The 22,830-nt window shown below is 57.7% G+C and carries 20 protein-coding genes; 3 read left to right on the plus strand and 17 right to left on the minus strand.

Translation table 11 applies throughout. The annotated features are described in order from the left end of the window. Positions 1-10: 10 nt before the first annotated feature. The 11 genes from ROO76_21635 to ROO76_21685 form a co-directional block, all read right to left on the minus strand. A complete protein-coding gene (locus ROO76_21635) occupies positions 11-1,135 on the minus strand; it encodes a glycosyltransferase (protein MDT8070771.1) in 1,125 nt (374 codons plus the stop codon). Continuing rightward, entirely contained in the window at positions 1,132-2,250 is a 1,119-nt protein-coding gene (locus ROO76_21640; protein ID MDT8070772.1) for a glycosyltransferase, read from the minus strand. Before ROO76_21640 ends, ROO76_21635 begins: the two co-directional genes overlap by 4 nt. Then, positions 2,247-3,356, minus strand: a complete 1,110-nt coding sequence (locus tag ROO76_21645) for a glycosyltransferase family 4 protein (GenBank protein MDT8070773.1) — start codon at positions 3,354-3,356, stop codon at positions 2,247-2,249. Before ROO76_21645 ends, ROO76_21640 begins: the two co-directional genes overlap by 4 nt. A 6-nt stretch (positions 3,357-3,362) precedes the next feature. Next, positions 3,363-4,481 (minus strand): NAD-dependent epimerase/dehydratase family protein, encoded by a 1,119-nt coding sequence (locus ROO76_21650; GenBank protein ID MDT8070774.1) that lies wholly within the window; start codon positions 4,479-4,481, stop codon positions 3,363-3,365. Next, positions 4,478-5,416 carry a beta-xylosidase gene (locus ROO76_21655; GenBank protein MDT8070775.1) on the minus strand — a complete coding sequence of 313 codons (939 nt, stop codon included), beginning with the start codon at positions 5,414-5,416 and terminating at the stop codon, positions 4,478-4,480. The genes ROO76_21650 and ROO76_21655 overlap by 4 nt, the downstream gene beginning before the upstream one ends. A gap of 32 nt (positions 5,417-5,448) precedes the next feature. Further along, on the minus strand, positions 5,449-6,255 hold the full coding sequence (locus ROO76_21660) for a TIGR04290 family methyltransferase (protein ID MDT8070776.1): 807 nt from the start codon (positions 6,253-6,255) through the stop codon (positions 5,449-5,451). 205 nt (positions 6,256-6,460) lie between these two features. Further along, positions 6,461-6,607: a lmo0937 family membrane protein gene (locus ROO76_21665; protein MDT8070777.1), complete on the minus strand. Its 147-nt coding sequence runs from the start codon at positions 6,605-6,607 to the stop codon at positions 6,461-6,463. A gap of 199 nt (positions 6,608-6,806) precedes the next feature. Continuing rightward, the gene (locus ROO76_21670; protein MDT8070778.1) at positions 6,807-7,295 is read right to left on the minus strand and encodes a hypothetical protein; all 489 of its coding nucleotides are present in this window, start codon (positions 7,293-7,295) and stop codon (positions 6,807-6,809) included. A gap of 92 nt (positions 7,296-7,387) precedes the next feature. Continuing rightward, positions 7,388-8,848, minus strand: coding sequence for a sigma-54 dependent transcriptional regulator (locus ROO76_21675; protein ID MDT8070779.1), 1,461 nt, complete (start codon positions 8,846-8,848; stop codon positions 7,388-7,390). Between the two features lie 75 nt (positions 8,849-8,923). Next, on the minus strand, positions 8,924-9,142 hold the full coding sequence (locus ROO76_21680; GenBank protein MDT8070780.1) for a hypothetical protein: 219 nt from the start codon (positions 9,140-9,142) through the stop codon (positions 8,924-8,926). 386 nt (positions 9,143-9,528) lie between these two features. Further along, entirely contained in the window at positions 9,529-10,251 is a 723-nt protein-coding gene (locus ROO76_21685; GenBank protein ID MDT8070781.1) for a hypothetical protein, read from the minus strand. Between the two features lie 1,057 nt (positions 10,252-11,308). Between ROO76_21685 and ROO76_21690 the strand changes: the two genes are divergently transcribed. Continuing rightward, positions 11,309-11,836, plus strand: coding sequence for a transposase (locus tag ROO76_21690; protein MDT8070782.1), 528 nt, complete (start codon positions 11,309-11,311; stop codon positions 11,834-11,836). A gap of 161 nt (positions 11,837-11,997) precedes the next feature. Here ROO76_21690 and ROO76_21695 read toward each other — a convergent pair whose 3' ends face one another. The 6 genes from ROO76_21695 to ROO76_21720 all read right to left on the minus strand — a co-directional run bounded on the left by ROO76_21695 (position 11,998) and on the right by ROO76_21720 (position 18,726). Beyond that, positions 11,998-12,714: a hypothetical protein gene (locus ROO76_21695; protein ID MDT8070783.1), complete on the minus strand. Its 717-nt coding sequence runs from the start codon at positions 12,712-12,714 to the stop codon at positions 11,998-12,000. Positions 12,715-13,083: 369 nt separating this feature from the next. Further along, entirely contained in the window at positions 13,084-13,455 is a 372-nt protein-coding gene (locus ROO76_21700; GenBank protein ID MDT8070784.1) for a hypothetical protein, read from the minus strand. 24 nt (positions 13,456-13,479) lie between these two features. Further along, positions 13,480-14,052 (minus strand): hypothetical protein, encoded by a 573-nt coding sequence (locus ROO76_21705; GenBank protein ID MDT8070785.1) that lies wholly within the window; start codon positions 14,050-14,052, stop codon positions 13,480-13,482. Positions 14,053-14,267: 215 nt separating this feature from the next. Beyond that, positions 14,268-16,301 (minus strand): transcriptional regulator, encoded by a 2,034-nt coding sequence (locus ROO76_21710; protein ID MDT8070786.1) that lies wholly within the window; start codon positions 16,299-16,301, stop codon positions 14,268-14,270. A gap of 224 nt (positions 16,302-16,525) precedes the next feature. Continuing rightward, positions 16,526-18,112, minus strand: a complete 1,587-nt coding sequence (locus ROO76_21715; GenBank protein MDT8070787.1) for an OmpA family protein — start codon at positions 18,110-18,112, stop codon at positions 16,526-16,528. A 467-nt stretch (positions 18,113-18,579) separates the two neighbouring features. Beyond that, a complete protein-coding gene (locus tag ROO76_21720) occupies positions 18,580-18,726 on the minus strand; it encodes a hypothetical protein (protein MDT8070788.1) in 147 nt (48 codons plus the stop codon). 447 nt (positions 18,727-19,173) lie between these two features. On the opposite strand from ROO76_21720, the gene ROO76_21725 reads away from it, so the two are divergent. Both ROO76_21725 and ROO76_21730 read left to right on the plus strand, forming a co-directional pair. Further along, a complete protein-coding gene (locus ROO76_21725; GenBank protein MDT8070789.1) occupies positions 19,174-20,577 on the plus strand; it encodes a sigma-54 dependent transcriptional regulator in 1,404 nt (467 codons plus the stop codon). 303 nt (positions 20,578-20,880) lie between these two features. Next, positions 20,881-22,779, plus strand: coding sequence for an ATP-binding protein (locus ROO76_21730; protein MDT8070790.1), 1,899 nt, complete (start codon positions 20,881-20,883; stop codon positions 22,777-22,779). Positions 22,780-22,830: the final 51 nt, after the last annotated feature.

Here is a 22,830-nt window from a genome sequence, read left to right on the forward strand (position 1 = left end):
TGCATCCTCCCTACGCAGTCCGCTCCACCGGGAAATCTGCCGTTTGCAGATGCGGCGCGCTCACACGCGCATGTCGCGCCTCCATCAAAATTGCGTCGACCTCCCTTGCGCGCGAAGCATAGGCATGTTCCTGCAGAGCGCGCTGGCGCATGCGAGTCCCGATTGCGTCCCGTTGGGCGGAAGAGGTTTCACGAAGGTAGCTCACGATTTCCTGTGCGTCATGCGCCACCAGGATTTCCTCTCCGGGCTCAAAGAATGTTTCGATGCCTCGCCAGTAGTCTGTGATCAAACACGCGCCCGCGCCAGCAGCCTCAAAGATGCGCGTCGGCGGCGAGAACCCAACGTCGGCCATCGAATCGCGATTGATGTTTAGCACCATCCGCGCCGAGCAGTTCAGTCGGTTGTGCATATTCGTGCCAACGTGACCGATCCACAGAACATTGGACGGCAGACGCTTGGATCCCCACCCTTCCCCACCCAGGATGAACTTCATCTCCGGGGCGAGCTCGGCGGCTCGCACGAAGAATTCCTCGACGCGACTCTCGCGGTCAGGTAGTCGATTGCCTACGAAAACAAGGTCGCAGGCCAGGGACGGGTCCGCTGCTATGGGAAAGTGCATCTCCGGATCAAGTGCGTTATAAATCGGGTAGCAGTTCTGTGCGCCCAACTCCAGATAGTGCTCCACGACCGGCGCCCCGCCGCCGTAGGTGAAGACGAAATCGTATTGCGGGATCAGCATGCGAAAGGGATTCGTAGGATCAGCTTCAACACTGGCAAGAGTCGCCGGAGCATCGACATCCCAGAACGCCACCATTCTTCCGCGCGAGCGTATCTCGAGTACACGCCGTTCCAGCACGGCGTCATCGGCGCCTATCCCACTGTGCTTAATGATGAGATCTGCCGTAGCTGCCAGTCCGAGAAGGTCGTCGAGGTCTCTCGGTGTCTGGTAGACAATCACTTTTGCGTACTCCACCTCGCTCAGATCGCGGTTCTGCTGGCGATTGTAGATATCGGGTTCCGCAAACGTGATGTCGTGCTCGAGCGCAGCCAGATTCCGATAAATCCCGCGATAATATGTTGCTGCTCCGTTCCAGTAAGAGGACGTTATGCTGGAACCGAAGACGAAAATTCTCATCGACCTAGCTCCTCGGAGATTTCGAGCAACTGCTGCGCACGGTGATGACATGTATGACGTTTGCGGATGGTCTCCAACCCGCTCCGCGCGATCTGCGCACGTGCCGATTGGTCCCGCGATAACTCTTCAATTGTCGCCGTCATGCGATCGCTGTTGCTGGCGATGACGTAGTCCTCGCCGGGCCGGAAGAGACCTTCGGCATCGTTCCATGGAGCGCAAACCAATGTAGCTCCGCAAGCCAGCGCCTCGAATACACGAATCGTCGGAATCCCGCTCAGACCGTTTGTATATTGCCGGCGAGGCACATGTAGCGCCAGGCGCGAATGGGCGTAGGCCACCGGCGCCGACAAATTAGGCAGATAACCTCGGTACTCAATGCCCGCCTCTTTCAAGACCCGAACGCCGGCGTCCGGATAACGAACACCATGCACGAGGATCTTCCGGTGCGGCAGGTTATGCGCAGGACCCACAAGGTATTCCATTAGTTCCCGGGTTCGCTCCTCGTCACCCCAGTTTCCGATCCACAAGAGGTCCCATTCCTTCTCAAGATCAAGAGGCTTAAACACCGATGTATCCGCCGCTTCATGGAACGTCCAGACGTTGGGAATTCCAAACCCATCCTGGTAGATCCTGCGAATCGCATCTCCGAAAGCGAGCACGCCATCAACTCGGTGCAGTTGAAATTGCAGAATTTGCCCTGCCGCGGTATAGGCCCTGTGATGCGTATCGTGCAGCAACACGCGAAATCCGAACCGATCTTTCCGCTCGAGCACGGCATTCACCACTTTCGGATCGTTCCACTCGTGCAAGATGACGATATCGGCTCCGCGAAGTTCGGCATCGAGGAAATGATCGAGCGTGTCATCCTGCTGATAGAAGTGAACGTCGAGTTCGGGATAGGTTTGGCGGAAGGTATCGATGGCTTCAACTGCCAGATCTTTTTCATTGCTGACCAGGCTCTTCAGAGACCACGCCCCGAGTTCCTCGTAACAGCGTACTTCGTGACCCAACTTGATAAGCTCGCGCACGAGTCCACGCAGGAAATGCGCATTACCGTGATTCCAGTCGCTCACCCACGAATGTGCAAAGAATCGGAAATGCAGGCGTTGTTTCATGCCGCGTGTGCCTCCACTCCCGCGAGCGTTCGGTAGAGATCCAGATAGTCGTTCACCATTCGGTCGGCTGTGTACCGGGCACGCGCGCGGTTGTATGCAAGATTGGCATAACGAAGTCTCAACTCGCGGTTGCCCTGTAACCGCTCAAGTTGCCGTTGCAAACTCACCGGATCGTTCGTCCGGAAATAACATACCGTCTCTCCCCAGATTTCGCGGAAGCTCGGAATGTCGTTGGCGACGATTGCACAACGGGAGAACGCGGCCTCCAGCGGTGCCAGCCCAAATGGTTCGTACACCGACGTGGCAGCATACAGGGCTGCGCGCCCAAACCAGTGCCGCAACTGTCCTTCGCTCTGCGACCCCTTCAACCGCACCGCCGCCGGCGCATTTCCGACCGCCGAAACGCCTCTTAGCGCAGCGTCCGCGTGCTCTTCAGCACCGACAATGAACACCGGCGACGGTGGCGCGATTCTCGTCAGCAGCACAGCCTGTTTGCCACCGTCCCACAACCTGCCTACGGATAGAATGTAATCGTCCTTGCTGATATGGGGATTAAACAACGTTGGCGTTCGCCCGTTATAAATCACCCGGCCGCGTTTCATCGGCGAATACCATGTGTAGATTTGCCGCAACATCCAATTGCTCGGCGCAATAACCGCTGTTGCTCCGGCAAGCCCCTCTGATACTGCGCGACGATACCATCGGATCCACTCGAAATCTTCGGGCTCTTCGTTCTTGACCGTGGCCCACCAGCTGACGACATCGCTATGTGCGACGACAATCTTCGGAATGCTGACCGGGAGGTTGCCGTAGCAGTACTGGTTGAGGTGCAGCACGTCGGGCCTCGTCTCTTCTATGATTGACATCAGGAAGTCGCGCGAGGCCTCGACATCGCCCTCGGCTTCCTGCATCCACTCCAGGCGAAACGCGGTCGGGCGGAAATCAACCAGCCGCAGCGGTTCAATCCAGTCAGCCTGCGCCGGGGGGGGAATATTACCGAAACTCACAAGCGTGACACGGACGCCCCGGCGCACCAGTCCTGTCACCAGTTCCTTGGCGTAGCTCCAGACGCCGCCCACCGTGTCTGCGGTTACCAGTACGTGCATGCTGCCTCAAGCAGTCAAACCATAGGACGCCAACTGTCGCGATGCCTCGCCGACGCGATCGGTCGCGGTTTGCGAACGAAGCCACGACACCAACTCACCCACACCATCGCGGAAACCGAACTTCGGTGCGTAGCCCAGAACTTCGCGAGCACGGGAGATGTCCGCATAACAGTGACGAATGTCGCCCACCCGATACTTCCCCGTGATCTCGATAGGCACGTTCCCCAACGCTTCGCTCAGACTCGACGCGACTTCACGGATCGTGATTGGCTTCCCGCTACCGATGTTCAGCGCTTCGCCATTTGCCTCTTCACTCTTAAGGGCCAGCAAATTCGCCTGTACGACGTCGTGAACACTGACAAAATCGCGCATCTGGCTGCCATCCTCAAAAATCATCGGCGCACGATCGTTCAACAGCCTCGAGCCGAAAATCGCCGCAACCCCCGTATACGGATTCGAGAGTGCCTGCCGTGTGCCGTAAATATTGAAATACCGCAGCGCTACCACCGGCATGTCGTAAGTGCGACCGAAGAGCAGCACCATCTCTTCCTGGTCCTTTTTTGAGAGCGCGTAATACGACGTGTATTGCAACGGCTTCTCTTCACTCGTCGGCAGCGGGCTCAAGGCGCGTGCACATTCTGGACAACGCACCTCCCAGTGTTTCTCGCGGAGTTGCTGCATAGGCCTCGGTGGCGGAGCGACCTTGCGGTGTTCCGGACACTCATATTGCCCTTCGCCATAAATCGACATCGAGGATGCGACGATCAGTTTCTCGTATTCGAGTTTGCAATCCAGCACGGCCTGAAGCAGGTTCGCGGTGCCTTGCGTGTTCACTTCCATGTACCGCGCAATCTCGTACATCGATTGACCGACACCTACAGCAGCGGCGAAATGGTAGACCACGTCCACACCGCGAACGGCCCTTATCACCGCCTCGATATTCCGCATATCGCCCCGCTGGAACTCGACTTCCTTCGCGAGATAAGGCGGTACGCCGTCACCGTGGACCTGCGGGTCGAGATTGTCGAAGACGCGAACGGAATGGCCCTCGCGCAGCAGTGCATCCACTGTATGCGAGCCCACAAAGCCCGCGCCGCCAGTGACCAGCACACGCTTCCCGCTCATTGTCGCGCCCCCACGACCGCTCCGTCTCTGGGCGAGGATGACGGACTCTTTCTCATCGGGACATATCGTTCTACCGCCCATGCAGCGAACTGGGCAAAATCGTTCGGATCCTTCGGAGGGCTGGTGTAGTGCGGCGAAATGCCGAGGTGTTCGGGCGTGAAGCAAAGTGTCAAGGTAGTCTCGAACTCCTCCAGCGCCGACATCTGCCGGTCGAACCACGGTTCCGCGTTCGGACGAAATGAATCCGCCCAACTGATCCCGGTTCGCAGGTAATTCACGCCCAACTTCCGGAGCCACTCAACGCCGAGGTCAAGCCGGTGATCTTCGAAGTGGAACCACTGGCAAATTCCCAGGCCGGAAGCGAAGTGATCCGCCGCCGCTTTCGGGGAGCCGTCCTCGCGCAACAATCCCATGTAATAGTGCCGGTAATACGCGCTTCCTTCTGCTTCCTTGTGGCGGGTTGTTGCCGTCCATGTCTTCGGCAGGTCGAAAAGGCTGTACCAGTGCGCGCGTTCGACGATAGGTAGTAGCAACTCAGCGGTCCGCTCCAACCCGAAAACCTGGACCTCTTCGGCACCAAATGAAGACGCGCCGACCTCTGAGACCCAAATAGGCTTGCCCTTTGCAACTGCCTTGATTTCTTCAATCTTGTTCGGCCACTCGTTGATGTTCCAGTGGTTCCAGTCCAGCGGAAATCCGTGCACGGCGACGATGTCGACGACGTCGAGCACACCGTGCGAATCGAGCAGCTTTATAAAATTCGGATCAATCGGGGAGATTCCGCCCAAAACCAGTTTCACTGTGGGATTCACGCGCCGGATGGCATGAGCCGCTGCCAGCACATTGCCGGCGAACATCTTCCAGTCGGGATCCATCTTGAAATCCCAATGGGAGAGGTTGTTGGGCTCATTCCAGAGCATGACTGCTTCGACCATGAACTAGTCCCTTCCAATTCAAATTCTTCTCTCTACAACTTGCCCGTAAGTTCTAGATCGACGATGTACTGCTCGTTCCGCTGCACCTCACGAGGCTCACATATCCATGTCTCAGGCTCTGGGTGGGCGACAACCTCCAGCCCTGAACTGCGCACCATCGCCTCGGCGCAAGCGCGATTGGGGATCCACCAGTTCGTGTAATCGTTGGCATAGCGGTTCTCGATGAAGTGCATGCGCGGGAACTCAGGGCTTTCGAAGATTTCCTTATTCCAGAAGTGATAGTTCTCTTCCCACTCGCGCGTCTCTTCCGAGCCTCTCAGCATGGTCTGGAAGAGCAACTTCCCGCCGACTTTCTTCACCACCTTGTCCAGTGCATACAGCGGGTACCTCAAGTGGTAAAGCACTCCCATGAAGATGACCCAGTCGAACTGTCCGGCGATTTCGGCGACCTCGTACACCGAGCGCCGTTCGAATTCAATATCGAGCCCCAGCGTCTTTGCCGCGTAACGTCCCTGATTGAGGTATCGATCGTCAATGTCGATCCCGAGCACTCGCGACGCCCCGCGACGCTTCATCTGGATGGAATAAAATCCGCCGTTGCAGCCGATATCGAGTACCGTCGCACCCGACAGGTCATTCGGGATCACCTTCTCGATATGCTTCCACTTGACGTTCGGAAAATCGCCCAGGAAGTGATCGGGTGCAGTTGGGACCCCGAACAGATCGATGTTGTGAAACCAATCTCCAAGCTGAGAAATCTCACGGGCGAGCACCTCCCGGTCGGGGGGATGTGATTCGACAGATATGCTTCGCGGTATGTTTTGGGTTCTGCTGGACATGTCAGGGCACGGACTCTAAGGTCCGTTCAGCGCAGATTAGATGCGGCGGAGGTACTTGGGTTGGCCCGAACCCCAGCAGAACCAAGGTTTGGCGGGAATCGGCGTGCACGTGCAGAGGAACATCCGCCAGAATTCTTCAGTCGTGGGTAAATACAAATATGCCCCGCTGTTGCTGGGGCATGCTGGTCGTAGACTTCTTCGGGTGCTAGGCCGTGCGGCGGCCCGTCACCAGGCTGATGATAGCCACAATGATCGCCAGCACCAGCAGAAGGTGGATCAAACTCCCTGCAACGTGAAATCCCCACCCAAGAAGCCAAAGAATGAGCAAGATCGCAAAAATGGTCCAGAGCACGGAAATCTCCTGACGGCCGCAAGGATCACGGGCCGTGAACTTTGAGAAGCGGAGAGCGTCTGCAAGGGTTGCCGCACAAAAACGGCAGCCGCGGGCTTTCCGGGCACAAATACCTTCACTGTTCGGTCGACGAGTCGAGGCACATGGCCGGAAATCGCGCTCAGGAGGGACGCGATACCCGGCCATCGGCCACATCAGCTTACTGTACTGTCTCTAGCCTCGATCGAATCTCCGCTGCAAGCTGACATACCGAACGCATCTTGTCCGCGGCTTCGCCCGGCAAGTCAGGCGTACGCAGTGCGAGTTCGGTCGAGAGCAAGATTCCCGTCACTGCGCCGCGCAGCTCCGTTCTTAACAGAGATTCCGCGGCCCGAATCGCAATCAGGCGCGACTCTTCCTGTCTGCGCAGCGTGAGCTTGACCTCGCGCACAACTCGCTGCGGACCGCTGATGGCCAGGTTCACATAAACCGGAACTGCCATTCCTGCGTGTCGCAACAACATCTCGATCGCTTCCGGTTCTGATTCGACGAAGGCTTCGTCGATCACAACGGTCGAGTACTCGCCATTGCGTAATTGCGCCAGTGCTCGCTTCGTCGTATCCGCAATCTCCGCTTCTTCTCCAACTTCATGTTCAAGGGTTACCACGTACTCTGGCGCCCGCTTCGATGACGTAATCAGCAGAATCATGTTTCGTCTCCCGGAGAGGTTCGGTCCTTCTTGGACACACGTCTCCTGTTTGCGCTCCAACCGCTGAAGCACGCTTCTGAATTCAGGCGCCGCTAAAACGCGGCGCCGTATTCTTTCAGTTTTCGATACAGGGTAGTTTTGCCGATTCCGAGGACCTTGGCCGCTTCCATCTTGTCTCCATGCAACTGGTCGATAGTCTGCAGAATGGCATTCTTTTCGATTTCGGCAAGGGTCAGTGCTCGCCCACCGAGATCTTCACCCGAAATATTGGGTTGCGTCTGCGCCTTCCATGTCTGGATCGATGTCGGCAGATCAGAAACGTGAACCGTCGGACCCGAAGTCAGCGCGCAGGCTCGTTCAAGGCAGTTCTCCAACTCGCGGATATTGCCTGGCCACTCGTAGGCAAGCAGCAGTTTTAGCGCTTCGTCGCTGATATTGCGCTGCACACCCGTCGCCCGCGCCAACCGCTCCAGGAAATGTCCCGTCAGCAGGGGAATATCCTGCTTACGCTCGCGCAGCGGCGGGATCCGCAGGGTGAGAACGTTCAAACGGAAGTAAAGATCACGCCGAAAAGTTCCTTGGGCAACACACTGTTCCAGGTCCTTATTCGTCGCTGCCAGAATTCGGATATTGATGGGTATCGACTTCGTTCCACCCACGGGACGAATCTCTTTCTCCTGCAGCGCCCGCAACAGTTTCGCCTGCAGATCAATGGGCAGTTCGCCGATTTCATCAAGGAATATCGTGCCCCCTTCCGCAATCGCCAGCAGCCCATCCTTCGACCGCACAGCACCGGTGAACGCACCTTTCACGTAGCCGAATAACTCACTCTCAATCAAGCTCGGAACCAGTGAACCGCAATCGACAGGAATAAACGGCTTATCGTGATATACACCCGAGAAGTGTATGGAACGTGCGACCAGCTCTTTTCCAGTGCCGCTTTCGCCAAGTATCAGTACAGGATGAGTACTATGTGAAGCTTTGGAAATGATCCGATAGAGTTTCTCCATCTCGGGAGAGCGGCCAACGATTGAGCCGAAACCCTGCTTCGATTTAATCTGTTCCCGTAACAGCCGGTTTTCGCTGGTCAACTGTAGATGACCGACAACTCGCTCCAGCAGCAGACGAAGTTCTTCGAAATTGAAGGGTTTAGTGACGTAGTCGTACGCGCCGTGCTTCATCGCTTGCACCGCTGACTGCACGGTCGCATACCCGGTGATCACGACAATTACGGTGTGGGGACGGCGGCGCTTTACCTCGCGCAGGATATCCAACCCTCCCGGGCCTGGGAGCCGCAGGTCGAGTAGCAACACGTCAATGTTGGCAGTCTCGATAATGCGGAAGGCGTGTTCCGAATTATCGGCGACATAGGTCGTAAAACCGAGCGACTGTGCAACTTCTCGACAGCCGTCGCGAATAGAGCGTTCATCATCAACGATTAACAGGTTCAGCAGATTCATTTCCGCGGGACGCGCTCCCGCTGCAATGGACGCAATCGTTGCCGTCGAGTTCTGACTAACTTCGGGCACATCGGGGCCTGGAATACTGCTCATCGTGTGCCTCTCGTGTTCTTGTATTGGAATCGCATGCTCCCTCCTAAAACCAGATCATCGGCAATTGATATTTCACTACTCTTCAAGCGGCGTTTCCGCCGGCAAGAGGCTGCGAGCCTCGCTTACCAGCGCCGCGCCTCGTTCGCCTCCCTCGCAGATATCGGCAGCGTGGTGTTCGCGGGCATCGCCGCGCAATCCCAGGCGCAATAATCCGCCGCTTATCAGCACACCTGTTATCACGTTGCTCAGCTCGTGCAGGATCGAACGCAGTCTCTCCTGCTCGCTGTCTCTCACGATCGCCTCCGATCCGTGATGCACAAAGACAGCGTTGCATTCGATGGACCATTCCTTGTGCGAGGCGCAAAAGCAGCGCCAGTCAAGGAGTTCTTCAATTTGGCCAGATTCCGCGAACGGAACTTCTTCGTGTTCACTTTCCCATTTCAGGACACGAAACGACTGAGATGTCTCGTCAATCGGACCTATTCAATTTAAGTACAGGAACTTGCAGAATTGGGAGGAAAATCTGTTTTGTTCCTAAAACAGAACAAAGACAGAAATCGGGAAAGTCTACTCCAGAAATGCGTAGCGGGCTGCGAAGGAAAATATTTGGCGCAAAACAGAACCGCCGGAACTCCATGTCCGGCGGCTGTCTTCGGGAAGTGTGGTTCGGACTCTCGGGGCTAGCCCTTGACCGTGACCGGTTGGGTGATGCGGAAGGTCAAGCGACGCTCCACGCCGAAGCCAACGTCCTTCTTGCCGGTGGCGTAAGCTGCGGTGGTTCCGCCGCCCGCGCCGACCATGCTGCCGATGAGGGCGCCTTTTCCTCCGCCGGCGAGACCGCCGATCAATGCGCCGCCTGCGGTCGAACCGCCGATCCAGGCGAGGTTGCGCTTCTTGTGGGAGGTGCCGCGAGCGATCACGCTTGAGGTCGTTACCGGAACTGCCTTGTTATTGATGGTGATCGTGTCGAGCGCGATCTGGATCATTCCAGGATGCTGAAGGTGACCAGATTGCTCGGCCGCGACGACTCTGCCGGTGACGGCGGCGCCTGCTGGCGCTATGGTCTTGCCGTTGACCACGAGGGGAGCGTCGAGGACGGCGTCAAAGCGATCGCCTGCCTGATTGCTGGCCGACGAGACTGCGGTCGAGAGACGGACTGTTACGGGCGTTCCGGAAGGAACCGTCAGATCTTCGGCTTTGCGGCTGAACAGTCCCTTATGTTCGCTGCTGGGCCTGTCCTTATCGCCGCTGAACGGAAGAGCGCTACTGCTGCCGCTGTTGTCTGCTGTGGTCGCGGCCGAGCTGTTATCGGCCGATGCGTTCGCGTTGTCAGGCATGTGGCTGCAGGCGGAGACAAACAACATCACCGAGATGGCCAATGCGAGAACCAGAGTTCGTTTCATTTCGTCCCCCGAAATAGCTTGATCTTTTGACGAGTTTCAGTATCCAGAGTGCAGCCTGAGTGCCAATCTTTGCACTTTGTTTTCAATGAGATACGGTTACGTAAGGCCCTTCACCGTATGTAGAAATTGCATTGAGCAGAGTAGAAGGACCCCACCCCCTTATGTGCCGATCTCGTGTTTTCAATAACTTACGGAAATTTCTCCGGTAAGATTTTGAAAACAAGCAGCTTAAATCTGAAAACCCGGCTTGACAGGAAGAGCCTTGAAATTGGGCTGCGAGCGGTGGGGGTCACTGTGGGAGAGTGCCCGCGACGAGTTCTCCAGGCCGGGAAACTGAACGGCAGAGCCGTCGGTTGGAACTGCCGACCCTCTCGAGTTCAACTGCGCGCGAGATAGGGTAGGGACGATACTTCGGTTGTCCGAAGCGCGCACGTTAGCGTCCAACCGCGGGACGCGAACGTGGGGCACAAACGTTTATGAGATTCGTGGGCGACCTGGCGAAAATCCATGCTGCAAAAAGGGTATCGCCAACAGCAGAATTATTCCTTCCGCAAAAGCAAAAGGGCTCCACTCAAGAATGCCGACGTTCTTGGTTGTGCTGAGAAGTCGCTCGAATACCAACCACATCAGCAGAACGTGCAGTCCGAAGCAGGTGATAACGGCCAACCAAAACGACGGGCTGCTCCATTTCCGTTTCAGAGCCCAAATGCTTCCACCGAACGCAACAGCAGTTCCGACTATAGCTGCGTGCCACTTCTGCGACATGCCGTTTCTGTCGAACAGAATAGCGATTCCGAGAGCAATAGTCCCGAAGACGAACACGTAGAGATTTTCGGAAGTCCTGAACTTTCGCAATGCCGATTGCCTCCCCCTCACTGTATTTGGCTGGTGGCGCACCCTTTCGAAACGAGTCTAGCTTCTTCTACTTTGGGACGCGAGTGAATTCTCGTGCCCTACCCTTCTCGCGCTGTTTGCGAGAGGGTGGGGCAGTCCCACTCTGGGAATGACAAGACTTTTTCTACTCTCACCACGAGTTTGCCGATCTTATTCTGTTCTTATGCCTTGGAGTCTTCATCGCTTTCAGCAGACCGACGATCCCCATTTCGTGACTTTCAGTTGCTACCGCCGTCGACCGTTGTTTCAGCCACCAGCTTCACGCGACTTCCTGGAAGCGACACTCGAACGAATTCGCAGGTGGTACGGAATTTTCATCATGGGATACGTGATCATGCCGGAACATGTGCACCTACTGCTGAGCGAACCAGAGCGGACAACGCTTGCAGTCGCGATCCAGATGCTCAAGCAGATTGTGGGAAAGAAACTCTCGCCGGCCGATCGCTCGCCGTTCTGGCAACGTCGCTACTATGACCGCAACATTCATCGGCACGATGAATTTGTAAATGCTCTCAACTACATTCACTACAACCCGGTGAAGCGAGGTTTGGTGAAGGAGCCGGACGATTGGCGCTGGAGCAGTTGCCGACATCACCTGACAGGGGTTGAGGGTGTAGTTGAAATTGAGTCTGAGTGGACGGCACGAAAACGTGAACAGGTGGGGATATTTCCAACAGTCAGATTGAGCTAGGAGGAGAACAGCCCCACCCTCTCGCAAAAAGCGCGAGAAGGGTAGGGCACGAACCAAAGGGTGGGCCACCCGTCGATTTTCGGTGTGGTGGAGATTTGAAGGAAACTACCCCGCCCTAGCGGAGCTAGGACGGGGCACCCGGTGCGAAAGATAACTAGTTTTTAGAGTTTCAAGATGATTCCCGCCCAATTGACCCAGACGTTCGTGAGCGACAGTCTTGTCGCAAGCAGGGTGATCAAGACCAGGGCGGTGTAGCCGACGACAAAATCGCGATCGAGGCGGCGGGTCATCAGCCAGCGGACGATCAAGAGAAGCGCTCCGAGGGCAACAACGGGGCCGAACAAGGCCGTCCAATGGTGAAATCCGAAGATCGAATTCAGGAGCGGTATACGACCAGTGGCTCCGGTGAGAATGGAAAGGCTTGCCAGAAGCATCATGGGACGGTGAATGCGGGGACGTTTGCGGTTGATGACTCCGAGGGTGACGAATGTCGCGAACAGCGCCATCTCCGTGTAGAGAATCAACAGGAACTGCGGTCCGGGCCAGTCGAAGACAGTCGCGCCCGGACGGAGGCGTATCGAGCGGATCGCCACCAGCGGCCCAGTCACGGCGACCATTGTGGCGATGACGAGCACGCTCCAGCCGAGTTTCATGTGCAGGCGGCGGTTCTGCGTGGAGATGAGCAGGGACTGCACGAAAAACAGCACGTACCAGACGAAGATCGACGAACTGTGCGCCACAACCGTCGCCAGCATCGACGGATCGATAGGCGTACCGTCAACGTGCCTGCCGGCGAAAATGTAATGTTGGAAGCCAATGACGACGAGAATCAGGAAGATGGCCCCAGCGGCGGTGTAGAAAAGGCGCTCAACTTTCATGCGGAATCTGCTCTCACCCCAGGAATGGCGCTGAATCGTAGCCGCATTTCACCTGCTTGTCAACGCGATCCATACCGAGATAGAGCGCTGTTTTGAAACCACTCTCGAACGCGGGCTTCCCGCTGAGTTGGGGAACCCGGTAATCGCGGGAGAATGCAGGTCCCCTCGACTGCGCCGCAAACAACACGGTTCCGCTCGGGATGACGGGGTTTGGGAATATACCGGTGCGTGAGGGATTTTCAGGTTGTGGGAGATTTGAAGAAAACTACCCCGCCCTAGCGGAGCCAGGACGGGGCACCCGGCATGGTGAGGAACAGCCCCACCCTCTCGCAAAAAGCGCGAGTAGGGTAGGGCACAAATCACGCGGTGTTATCGGCGGACGGTGGGGAGAATTTCACGGAGGGCCCAGTCGATGCGGTCGACGGATGCGCGAATGTCGCGCAACTCGTCGCTCTCGCGGGCTTTCGGGTCCATCCTGTAGACGATTACCTGCAACGCGTTTCGGATGTGGTGATTCATTTCCTCGATGATGACCGCGGAATGTTGCTGGCGTGCGAGTTCGCGTTCGTGCTGCAGTTGCAGAATGAAGACGAGCACGCCCGTAAGAATGGCCAGGAGGAAGTCGTCAACATAGGTTGCTTCGGCGTGCAGTCCGAACCGGGCGAGGACACGATCGAGGAAGAACACGGCCGCGAACATTCCGAGCGCGGCCAACGCTGTGACAGTGTACTTGCGTGACATCGCGATGCGCTCTCTGTCCTCAGTCTAAGGCTTCGGCTGTTTCGCCGGCGGATTTCCGTGTGAGGGCGCCATGGAGCCTTGGTGCGGATTGGGGCCGGTCGCAGGCGGCATCTCCATTCCGCCGTGAGGATTTGTGCCGCCCGTGGTGCCCATTCCGCCGTGCGGATTGTCCCCGCCCATTGTGCCCATTCCGCCCATGGAACCCGCGGAGTAGCAGGTAACGCGGCCGCTGCCGGCGACGCGGATCTCAGCGGGACAGGGCGTGCTGTCTACTTTGCCGGCTTCTGACTGGATGGCGAAGAGTTGGCCCTGGGCATTGCCGGCCATTGCCGTCGTCATGCCGGGCAGATCGTAGCGGACGTAGAAGGCCTGCTTCGTCTGGGCAGCCTTGAGCGCGCAATCGGTGGCGGGCTGCACATCGGCGGGCTGCTGCGATTTGGGTGCGCCGCAGTTCGTCGCACCGCTGCCAGCGAGTTCAACGAGTTTCTGCTGGACGGCGTCGGAAGGCTGTGGGGATTGGGCGGTCTTAGCGGACTTGCTGTTGCAGGCGGAGAGGGCGAGCACAGCGACGAGAGCTACGTTGAAGGTGTGTTTCATGACGGAAGTATTGTACAGAAACCGAAGAACCGAACGTCCGGCGAACCGGAGAACAAATTCGAACGGCTCGACTACCCGGCACTGGCGAAGTTAGGACAGGGCACCCATTTCGTTCTCTATCGACACAAACAAGAACGCGAGCCGCAGGGCTCGCGCTCTCGTGCATTCGAATCAACTTCCTTTTGTCTTCTGTGTATCCTCCCTTGCCGAAGTACTTATTTGTTGCCACTGCTGCTGCCGGATGCTGACGCCCGCGGCTGTGCGGACGCAGTTTCCGACTGCGTTTCAAGAACCATGAGGCCGTTATAGGCGGTGGCTGCGACGAGTTTGCCGCGCAGGTCGTAGGCGCCACGCAGGAACATGCCGGCGTCGGGCGTGCGGGACCAACTGCGTCCACCATCGCGGCTCTGCCAAACGGTGCTGGAATTGGCGGCGGTAGCGAGCAGTCGCCCACCTGCGGCGTCGACGGCAATTCCGGTGATGTTGTTCGGCGGCAGGCCTTCCATCGCGTGAGTCCAGTTGCGGCCCTGGTCGGTGCTGCGGAAGGCACCTTCGCGGGTGGCGATCCAAAGGGTGCGATCGGGAGCGAAGGTCACGGTGTGAATCAGCGAGATGAATGACGGCATCGCAGCGGCGGCCCAGGTTTTGCCGTCGTCGTTGGAAAGCATGACGCGTCGATAACCGGCGGCGGCGATGCTGTCGCCGAAGCTATTGACGTAGATGAACGTCGATTCGCCGAGAACCGGTCCGCCCATCCACGTCCTGCCCTGATCGTGGCTGACGAAGACACCGCGACTGGTGGCGGCGATCCAGCGATTGCCGTCAATATCGATGTGCGCCACGCGGCCTGCCAGTTCAGACTTGACGACGCGCGGCGGAATCGCCTTGGCGGCGACGAACTTGCCGGATTTCAAGCGGCGTGGTTTCGGCTGTGGGACCGGTTTCAGAGTGACAATCATGTTTGCCGGGCGCCACATGTCCGAGTGCGGGACGAGCGTGAACATTCCGTTGTTGGTGCCGGCGACGAGTGTTCCGTCGCTGGCCTGAGCGAGGTTAAACACGTCGCGGCCAGCGAGGCCATCACTTACCTGTGACCACGAGGCGCCGGCGTTGTGCGAGACGAAAACGCCGCCGAATTCCTTGTCGTTCAGCACAGAGGCGTAGATGGTGTTGTGATCGTGATTGTCGGCGACGAGGCTTGAGACCTGGCGATGGCTGAAGCCGGCATTCGAGGCGCGGAAGGTCTGTCCGGCATCGTTGCTGGCGACTACGCCATAGCGGTCGGTCGCGACCAGAACACGCGATGGATTACGCGGATCGATCATCACGTCATTGACGATGAAGTTCGGAGGAGAGATCAGCTTGAAGGTCTTGCCGCCGTCAACGGTCTTCCAGAGACCCTCGGTGGTTCCGGCATAAACGACGTTCGGGTTCGCCGGGTCCTGCTGCAACACGCGCGTACGGCGGGCGGTTGCGGGGATTCCCTGAATCTTGTGGAAGAGCATTCCGGCGCTTTCGCTCTTGTAGATACCGGAGCAGGCGCTGGCGTAAACGTTGTTGGTGTCGCTGTGGTCGATGATGATGGAGAAGACGTCTGAGTCGTCGATAACGCCCTGCTTAATGTTGGTCCACGTCTTGCCACCGTCGGCGGTCTTCCAGGGCAGGTGCCAGGTTCCGGCGTAGATCACGTTCGGATCGTGCGGATCGACAGCGATTGACTCGATGTTCTTGATGTCCGGGTGTCCCGGAGGCGAAATCTGCTGCCAGGTGTCGCCACCGTCGAAGCTGCGGAAAACACCTTCGAGTGCGCCGGCGGTCAGAATTTTCGGATTGCTCGGCGCGAGTTCGAAGGCGCGGATGCTGCGTCCACGCATGCCGGGAAGCAACTGCCAGGACTTGCCGCCATCCTTTGTGCGGAAGAGGTCGCCGTTGTTCTGTTCATCGACGCTCCAGGCGGCCACGTAAATGATCTTCGTGTTGTTTGGATCAAAGGCGATGTTGTCCAGGACGTAATGCTCACCGGGGCCAAGGTGGACCCAATGGCGCCAGGAATTGCCACCGTCTTCGGAGAGATAGAGTTGTCCGGCGCTGGTGCCGAGAATGATTCGATTCGGATTGCTTGGATCGTAAACGAGGGAGCGAACGTCGCCGCCCTCTGGACCAACAGCCTTCCACTGAGCCATCGCTGCGGGGATCAGGATGACGATGCATGCCAAAACAACGAGCAACTTCGTCGCGCGAGAGGACACGCAGTGATCCTTTCTTGTGACCGAATAGAGGTTCCAGTAACACTGGAAGGTTGCCACCGCGCCGGGGCGGTCACAAGGTTACCAAAGAAAAGGGACCATGGGACCGGGACTTCCGAGCAATACGTTTACTGCGAAAGGTCAGACGCCAGACACCAGACGTCAGCAAAATCAACCAGTTGCTGAAGTCTGACGTCTGGCGCCTTGTCTTTTACCGCAAGGTTCCGTTACTGCGCCGCGGGCTTTGCTTTCTTGTGAACTACCCGATGCACAGGTTTCTTGGCGAACATGCTCTCGTCTACAACCGAGGTATCTTCACCGGTGAAGGTCGCGCCGGGCGGAACGATCCAGATCTCCGCCTTCTGCCCTTCGCCGGTGCTCGTGCGAAGTTCGATGCGGGACGGATCGATACCCTTTTCCTTGGTGAGGTACTCCTTGGTGTTGTAGGCGCGTTCTGCCGCCAGGTCCTTGTTGGCTTTCTTCTTGGTTTCTTCCGGAGTCGCGAATCCGACGATGACTGCTTTCGCATCGGCATCGCGCTCAAGTTTCAGAGCCACGTCGTCGAGGATGGCCTTAGCGGCGTTGTCGACACGCGCCGGACGACGCTTATCCGGGAAGTTGATTTCGTTCAGCTTGCTGGCGGTCGGCGGCGGCGGCGGAACTTCGACGTTGACGGTCGAAGAACAGCTAGCCGTCAGTCCGCGATCGTCACTGACTGTACCGTTGATGGTGATTGGGCCTGCGGGCGCTCCGGCTGTATCCAACTGGACGGTTTGCCCGGTGCCGGTAATCTGGCCACCGCTGGTGTTCCAGCTGTAGGTAAGCGGACGATTGTCAGGGCTGCTCGCCGTGGCGGTGATGGTCGACGGCTCACCCGACTTCAATGTGGTCGGGGCGGCCGAACAGGACATGACTGGCGGATGCTTCGGCGGCTCCTTGACCGTGAACGTGGAGGTGCAATTCGCGGCCATCATGTGCTTACCCTTGCCGTTGTCATTCACCTTGCCGGTGACAGTGTAAGAGCCGGGAGCGAGCCCGGTGGTGTCAACGGTAGCGTTGCCTTCGGTGTGCGTTACTTTGCCGCCGGTGGTTTCAAAGGCGTAGGTGAGCGTGCGCTTCGGGTTGAAGTTGCTCGGGGTCAGTGTGACCTTGATCGGCTCGCCCGCCAAAACCTCGGATGGTTCGGCGGTGGAGCAGGCTGCGCTGACAGGCAGCGGCTTCGCCATGCCGCCGAATGTGAATACAGCGCCACCCTGAACGCGCGCACCGTCCCAACGTGAAGCAGTGGAGTCGAGGACTTTGTCCTTGTAGGTCGTGTAAACGTAATCGGCCTGCAGGACGCGCCACTGGAAGTGGTCGTTGATCTTGTAATCGAAGCCGCCGCCGCCGATGAACATCGGCGAATTTTTGTCGGAATAGATTGTGCGTGGCCCGATGTGGGCAACGCCTACAAGGGTTTCGAGAAAGGGCGTAAACGGCGAATCACTGCGGATCTTGAACTGGGGGCCGAAAGCGAAAGTTGTGACATTCGCGGGATCTTTGTAGTGTCCGCCAATGTCAACGGTGATACCCACCCACTTTTTGAAGTTGAAGGTGCCAGCGGCGTCCCATCCTTTGGGGATTCCCGGCAGCTTGCCGAAAGTAGAAAGCCGGCCACCAGGGTTGTACCAGGAATAGCCGCCGAACAACTCCACCTTCGGATAGTTGTCGTTGTCCTGAGCGGCAGACGAAATGGGCACAAGCGCAATTACGAGGAAGAACGCCAACAGTAGAAGAATCGTACGTGTTACAACCTCATGACGACGAAGCGACATGGAAATTCCTCCGAACCTCGGCAATAAAACAAGTTTTGCAAAAAACGAAATCCGAAACTGAGAGACACGACAGAACTGCTCAGGAGCTAACGTGAACCCCTGATTAGGCAACAAGGAATTTTACGCCCAGCAGAGTACGAGAGCAATGCAGGCACATTGAAGAGGAAGGGGTTATTCGACGCTCACTCGCAAAATGAGACGCGTGCCACTTTCGAGTCTTAGGTTTTGCGAGCTCGGGCGAATCACTGAGCCGTTCGCAGCAGGACGAGGCAGCAGCGTCGAGCTCAAGATTTTTGAGACCGATGATACCGGTGGCGGCCGCGGTCAATCGGGAGTCGCCGGGTGCTCGGGTCGCCGAGACGTTGTGAAGGGGTGCTGAGAGACAGTTACTCTCGTCGGATTCGTCCGCCAACATGACGGGCGGGGCGATCGCCTGAATGGTAGCTGTCAGGCGTACTTCGCGGCCATCACGCATGAGCGCCCGGTCTGAAGATGATCCAGAGCGTGAACTGACCGTTGCCCATGGTCTTGCGCTGCCCCTCGGCCAGGTGACCTATCAGCTTTGAATTCTTAGGGATGCGGATCTCGCCCTGCTCACGAAGTTGCTCATACACTTGGCGAGTACCGGATCGCCGACCTTGGCTTTGCGGGCATCTATCCCGTGCGTCAGCTCAGCCTTGAGTGCGGCCGATGCATTACTGTCAGGAGTCTGGGCGGCTAGAGGTGCAAGAAGAGTCACAACGGTGGCAAGAACCAGGAGGACGAACGGGAAAAAAGCCGCCTTCATTGTGGTCCCCTTTGGGGCCAGCATCAGGATACTGCTCCGGATGGAGCGCAACGTGCTTCTGGTTGAGTGGGTAACCTCGACCTGAGATGCTGGCCGACGGCCAAAGTAAGCCCGAACAATGAAGTTTTTCGCCATTACGAAAGTACCTGTCCGAATTTGGCATGGAAAAAGTTACATAGTTGGAAGATTCTGCATCTTAGGAATTAGGACTTTTTGGGCAGCACGAGAACTCATGCTGAGAAAATTTCATACCTGAGCGAACCGGAAGACCGACATGAATATTGAAAAGATCCTGATCGTGGAAGACGAGGAGAACGAGCGTACAGGCCTGGCTGAACTGGTGGCGGCTTGGGGATACCGAACGGAAACGGCGCAGGACGGGCTTGAGGGTCTGGAAAAGATTGAGACGTTCTCACCCGGGATCGTGATTACCGACCTCAAGATGCCGCGCATGGACGGCATGGAGTTGCTGGAGCAGATATCTGAGAACCCGGCCGAGATAGCAGTAATTCTCCTGACGGCGCAGGGCAGCATCGACGCTGCGGTGGCGGCGATGAAGCTGGGGGCTTACGACTTCATCGAGAAGCCGGTGAATCCGACGCGGCTGCGCAATATTCTCCAGAACGCGTCTCGTCAGCGCGGGACCGATCGCGAACTGGAAGTCACCCGGCGCATGCTGCGGGACACCGGGCAAATGGGTCTACTGGTGGGCTCCTCGAAGAAGATGCAGGAGGTCTTCCACCTCGTCGAATTGGTGGCGCCATCGACAGCGAGCGTGCTGATCACGGGCGAGAGCGGCACCGGGAAGGAACTGGTCGCGCGCACGATTCACGACCTGAGCCCGCGGAAATCGAAGCCGTTCGTCGCGATCAATTGTGCTGCGATTCCCGAAACACTGATCGAGAGCGAAATCTTCGGGCACGAGAAGGGCGCATTCACGGGAGCGTTGGAGCGTCGTACCGGCTGCTTCGAACTGGCGGAGGGCGGCACCCTGCTGCTGGACGAAATTGGCGAGATGCCGATCGCGACGCAAGCCAAGCTGCTGCGAGTCCTGGAAGACCGCAAGCTGCGCCGGCTGGGCAGCAAGGTCGAAACCACGGTCGATGTGCGCGTGCTTGCCGCCACAAACAAGATTCCGGAAGACGCTGTGAGCCGCGGTGAGCTGCGCAACGATCTTTTCTACCGCCTGAACGTCTTCAACATTCACATGCCTCCGCTGCGAGAGCACAAGGAAGATATTCCGGACCTGGTACACGCGCTGCTGAAGGAAATGAGCGCGAAGCACAACCGGCAAGCGCGAACGGTGAGCGAGCCGGTGATGCAGGTTTTCCAGCAGCATTCCTGGCCGGGCAATGTTCGCGAGTTGCGCAACACGCTGGAGCGGGCGGTGATCGTGTGCGAGGGATCGATGATTGAGCCGAGGCACCTGCCGCCGGGCTTCGGGAACGTGGTTCCGCGACCGGTGATAACGGAGGCCAACGCGGTGCGCGTTTCTGTGGGAACGACGGTCGACGAGGCCGAGAAGCAGCTCATTCTAAAGACGTTGGAATCTACCCACAACAACAAGACGCGCGCGGCGGAAATCCTCGGCATCAGTTTGAAGACGCTGCACAACAAGCTGAAGGAATACCGCATGGGCGCGCCGGAGACGGATACGGCGGCGGCGGTGAACGAGTAGCAACTCTCTTGACAGGGTATAGGGCAGCGGGAGCAGGGCAAAACGAGAACCCTTCGCCTGACGGTTTCGCTCACTATCTTCGACAAGCCACCTGGTCGATTGCCCTTCCCAAGTCTGCCGCCTTGCGCCTGAGTGGCGCTTGCGCGGATACTTCTAACAGGAATCTCAGGTGGGCTATCAAGCCCGCACTCACGTGCGGGGCTATATTCTCAGACCCACGTCGTTCTCGGACCCATTTCGCACGAAGCGAAATTGTATTGATTTCGCGCGAATTGGACCGCATGAAACCCTAAGGTGCTCAAGATGCCCCGGCTGCGCCTCAAGACAAAACTCGTGCTGGCCATGACCGCCATGGTGGTGGCGCTGGTGGGTGTGCTGTCATGGATCTACATTTCGCAGCTGATGCGGCAACGGATTCGTGAGACGTACCAGAGCGCGGACTTCATCGCTCACGAGGTACTGAGCGGCGCGCGGCAGGCACTGGAAATCGATCTTGAGAGCACGAAGATTGACCTTACCGATCCAAAGCAGGTTCGCGCCGCTGTAGCCGATATCCTGCAGTCCGATCCAGGATTGAATTCACTGCTGCAGAGTGTCATCGGATACTCGCCGACGATTTATGACGTTTCCATTGTCGATGAGCAGGGGCGGGCCATGATGCACACCGACGCCAGCCTTATTGACAAGGAGATGCCAAATCGGCGTGACCTCTCGGAATTGCGCGACGGTTCCTTCCGAGAGCAGATCGACGCCGTTTACGGCAATCCGCGGGTTTACGACGTGAGGCTGCCGATCCAGTTGCGCAGCGGCGCGCCCTTCGGGGAGATTCGAGTCGGCGTGTCGACGGTCTTCCTGAAGAGCGAATTGCAGCCGCAGTTGAATCGCGCGCTCATCTTCTCCGGAATCCTGATCCTGGTCTCACTGCTGCTGGCGGCCGGATTGTCGAATATCGCGTTGCGTCCGCTGGAAGCTATCGGACGGCGGCTCGATGCCATGACCGGCGGGCCCGAACATGCAGCGGAGCACGAGGTCGCCGCGGGCAGTGATGAATTCGGGGCAGTCAACACGAAGATCGATAGACTGGGCAGGCAGATCCGCGATGTGAAAGAAGTGTTCTCGGCGTTGAAAGAGAATCTCGACCAGATCATGGGGACGCTGCAGGACGGTCTCATCCTGTTCACGAAGGACGCCCGCATCGTCCTGGTCAGCGCATCTGCTGAACGCTTCGTAGGCAAGCAGCGCGGCGATATTCTGGGGGAGACGGTGGAAGGCGTTTTCAACGATTCCACACGGCTGGGACAGATCGTTCTCGACGCCTTTGCCTTGAGGCAGGCAGTCCCGCAGCGGGAGATCGAACTGGACCGCGGGCGGCGAATACAGTTGTCACTCGACTTCATTGCCGAGGGAGGTGAGCAGCTTGGAGCGCTGCTCACGATGCGCGACTCGGACTCAGTACGGAGAATCGAGAATGAAATCGAGTTGTCGCGTAGACTCGCGGCGATTGGGCGGCTGACTTCTGGCGTGGCGCACGAGGTGAAGAACCCGATCAACTCGATCGTCGTGCATCTCGAGGTGTTGCGCGAAAAGCTGCTGCAACTGGATCCTGAAACCAAGCGCCACATGGACGTGATTGGCAGCGAGATCCATCGCCTGGACCGAGTGGTGAAGACGCTGGTCGACTTCACGCGGCCAGTGGAACTCAAGCTCAGCGAAGTCGACCTGCGGCAGATCGTCGATGACGTTGTTGCGCTTGCTGCTCCCGAAGCCGAACGGCAGGGAGTGAATATTTCGGCCGTACTGGATGCGGAACCGCTGACGGCGAGGGTAGATGGCGACCTGATTAAACAGGCGCTTTTGAATGTGGTTTTGAATGGTGTGCAGGCGATGCCCCAGGGCGGTCCCTTGAACGTAACCGCCGACCGCGTGGGCGAAACAGCTCGCATCGTAATTGAGGACCACGGAGAAGGAATTCCCCCCGAGGTTCGTGACAAGATTTACAATCTGTACTTCACGACGAAGAAGAGCGGATCGGGCATAGGGCTTGCCATGACGTACCGCGTGATGCAATTGCATAATGGGGCGCTGGATTTTGATTCCGAGCCAGGCCATGGGACGACATTCCGAATGCTGCTCCCGATCAGCGACGGCTACATGCTCGAGGCGCCGAAATTCACGGAGATTGGACGTTCATCTCAGTCATGAAGGGCTGGCTATCAGAGCGCTGCGGCTTGCGACTCGTGTAAAAGAATGCGT

It is taken from the genome of Terriglobia bacterium, from assembly GCA_032252755.1.
Classification (GTDB): domain Bacteria; phylum Acidobacteriota; class Terriglobia; order Terriglobales; family Acidobacteriaceae; genus JAVUPY01.

Excerpts from the sequence above, each read along its gene's own strand:
- ROO76_21635 (MDT8070771.1), bottom strand. The coding sequence starts at position 1,135 with ATGAGAATTTTCGTCTTCGGTTCCAGCATAACGTCCTCTTACTGGAAC.
- ROO76_21640 (MDT8070772.1), bottom strand. The coding sequence starts at position 2,250 with ATGAAACAACGCCTGCATTTCCGATTCTTTGCACATTCGTGGGTGAGC.
- ROO76_21645 (MDT8070773.1), bottom strand. The coding sequence starts at position 3,356 with ATGCACGTACTGGTAACCGCAGACACGGTGGGCGGCGTCTGGAGCTAC.
- ROO76_21650 (MDT8070774.1), bottom strand. The coding sequence starts at position 4,481 with ATGAGCGGGAAGCGTGTGCTGGTCACTGGCGGCGCGGGCTTTGTGGGC.
- ROO76_21655 (MDT8070775.1), bottom strand. The coding sequence starts at position 5,416 with ATGGTCGAAGCAGTCATGCTCTGGAATGAGCCCAACAACCTCTCCCAT.
- ROO76_21660 (MDT8070776.1), bottom strand. The coding sequence starts at position 6,255 with ATGTCCAGCAGAACCCAAAACATACCGCGAAGCATATCTGTCGAATCA.
- ROO76_21670 (MDT8070778.1), bottom strand. The coding sequence starts at position 7,295 with ATGATTCTGCTGATTACGTCATCGAAGCGGGCGCCAGAGTACGTGGTA.
- ROO76_21675 (MDT8070779.1), bottom strand. The coding sequence starts at position 8,848 with ATGAGCAGTATTCCAGGCCCCGATGTGCCCGAAGTTAGTCAGAACTCG.
- ROO76_21685 (MDT8070781.1), bottom strand. The coding sequence starts at position 10,251 with ATGAAACGAACTCTGGTTCTCGCATTGGCCATCTCGGTGATGTTGTTT.
- ROO76_21690 (MDT8070782.1), top strand. The coding sequence starts at position 11,309 with ATGCCTTGGAGTCTTCATCGCTTTCAGCAGACCGACGATCCCCATTTC.
- ROO76_21695 (MDT8070783.1), bottom strand. The coding sequence starts at position 12,714 with ATGAAAGTTGAGCGCCTTTTCTACACCGCCGCTGGGGCCATCTTCCTG.
- ROO76_21700 (MDT8070784.1), bottom strand. The coding sequence starts at position 13,455 with ATGTCACGCAAGTACACTGTCACAGCGTTGGCCGCGCTCGGAATGTTC.
- ROO76_21705 (MDT8070785.1), bottom strand. The coding sequence starts at position 14,052 with ATGAAACACACCTTCAACGTAGCTCTCGTCGCTGTGCTCGCCCTCTCC.
- ROO76_21715 (MDT8070787.1), bottom strand. The coding sequence starts at position 18,112 with ATGTCGCTTCGTCGTCATGAGGTTGTAACACGTACGATTCTTCTACTG.
- ROO76_21725 (MDT8070789.1), top strand. The coding sequence starts at position 19,174 with ATGAATATTGAAAAGATCCTGATCGTGGAAGACGAGGAGAACGAGCGT.
- ROO76_21730 (MDT8070790.1), top strand. The coding sequence starts at position 20,881 with ATGCCCCGGCTGCGCCTCAAGACAAAACTCGTGCTGGCCATGACCGCC.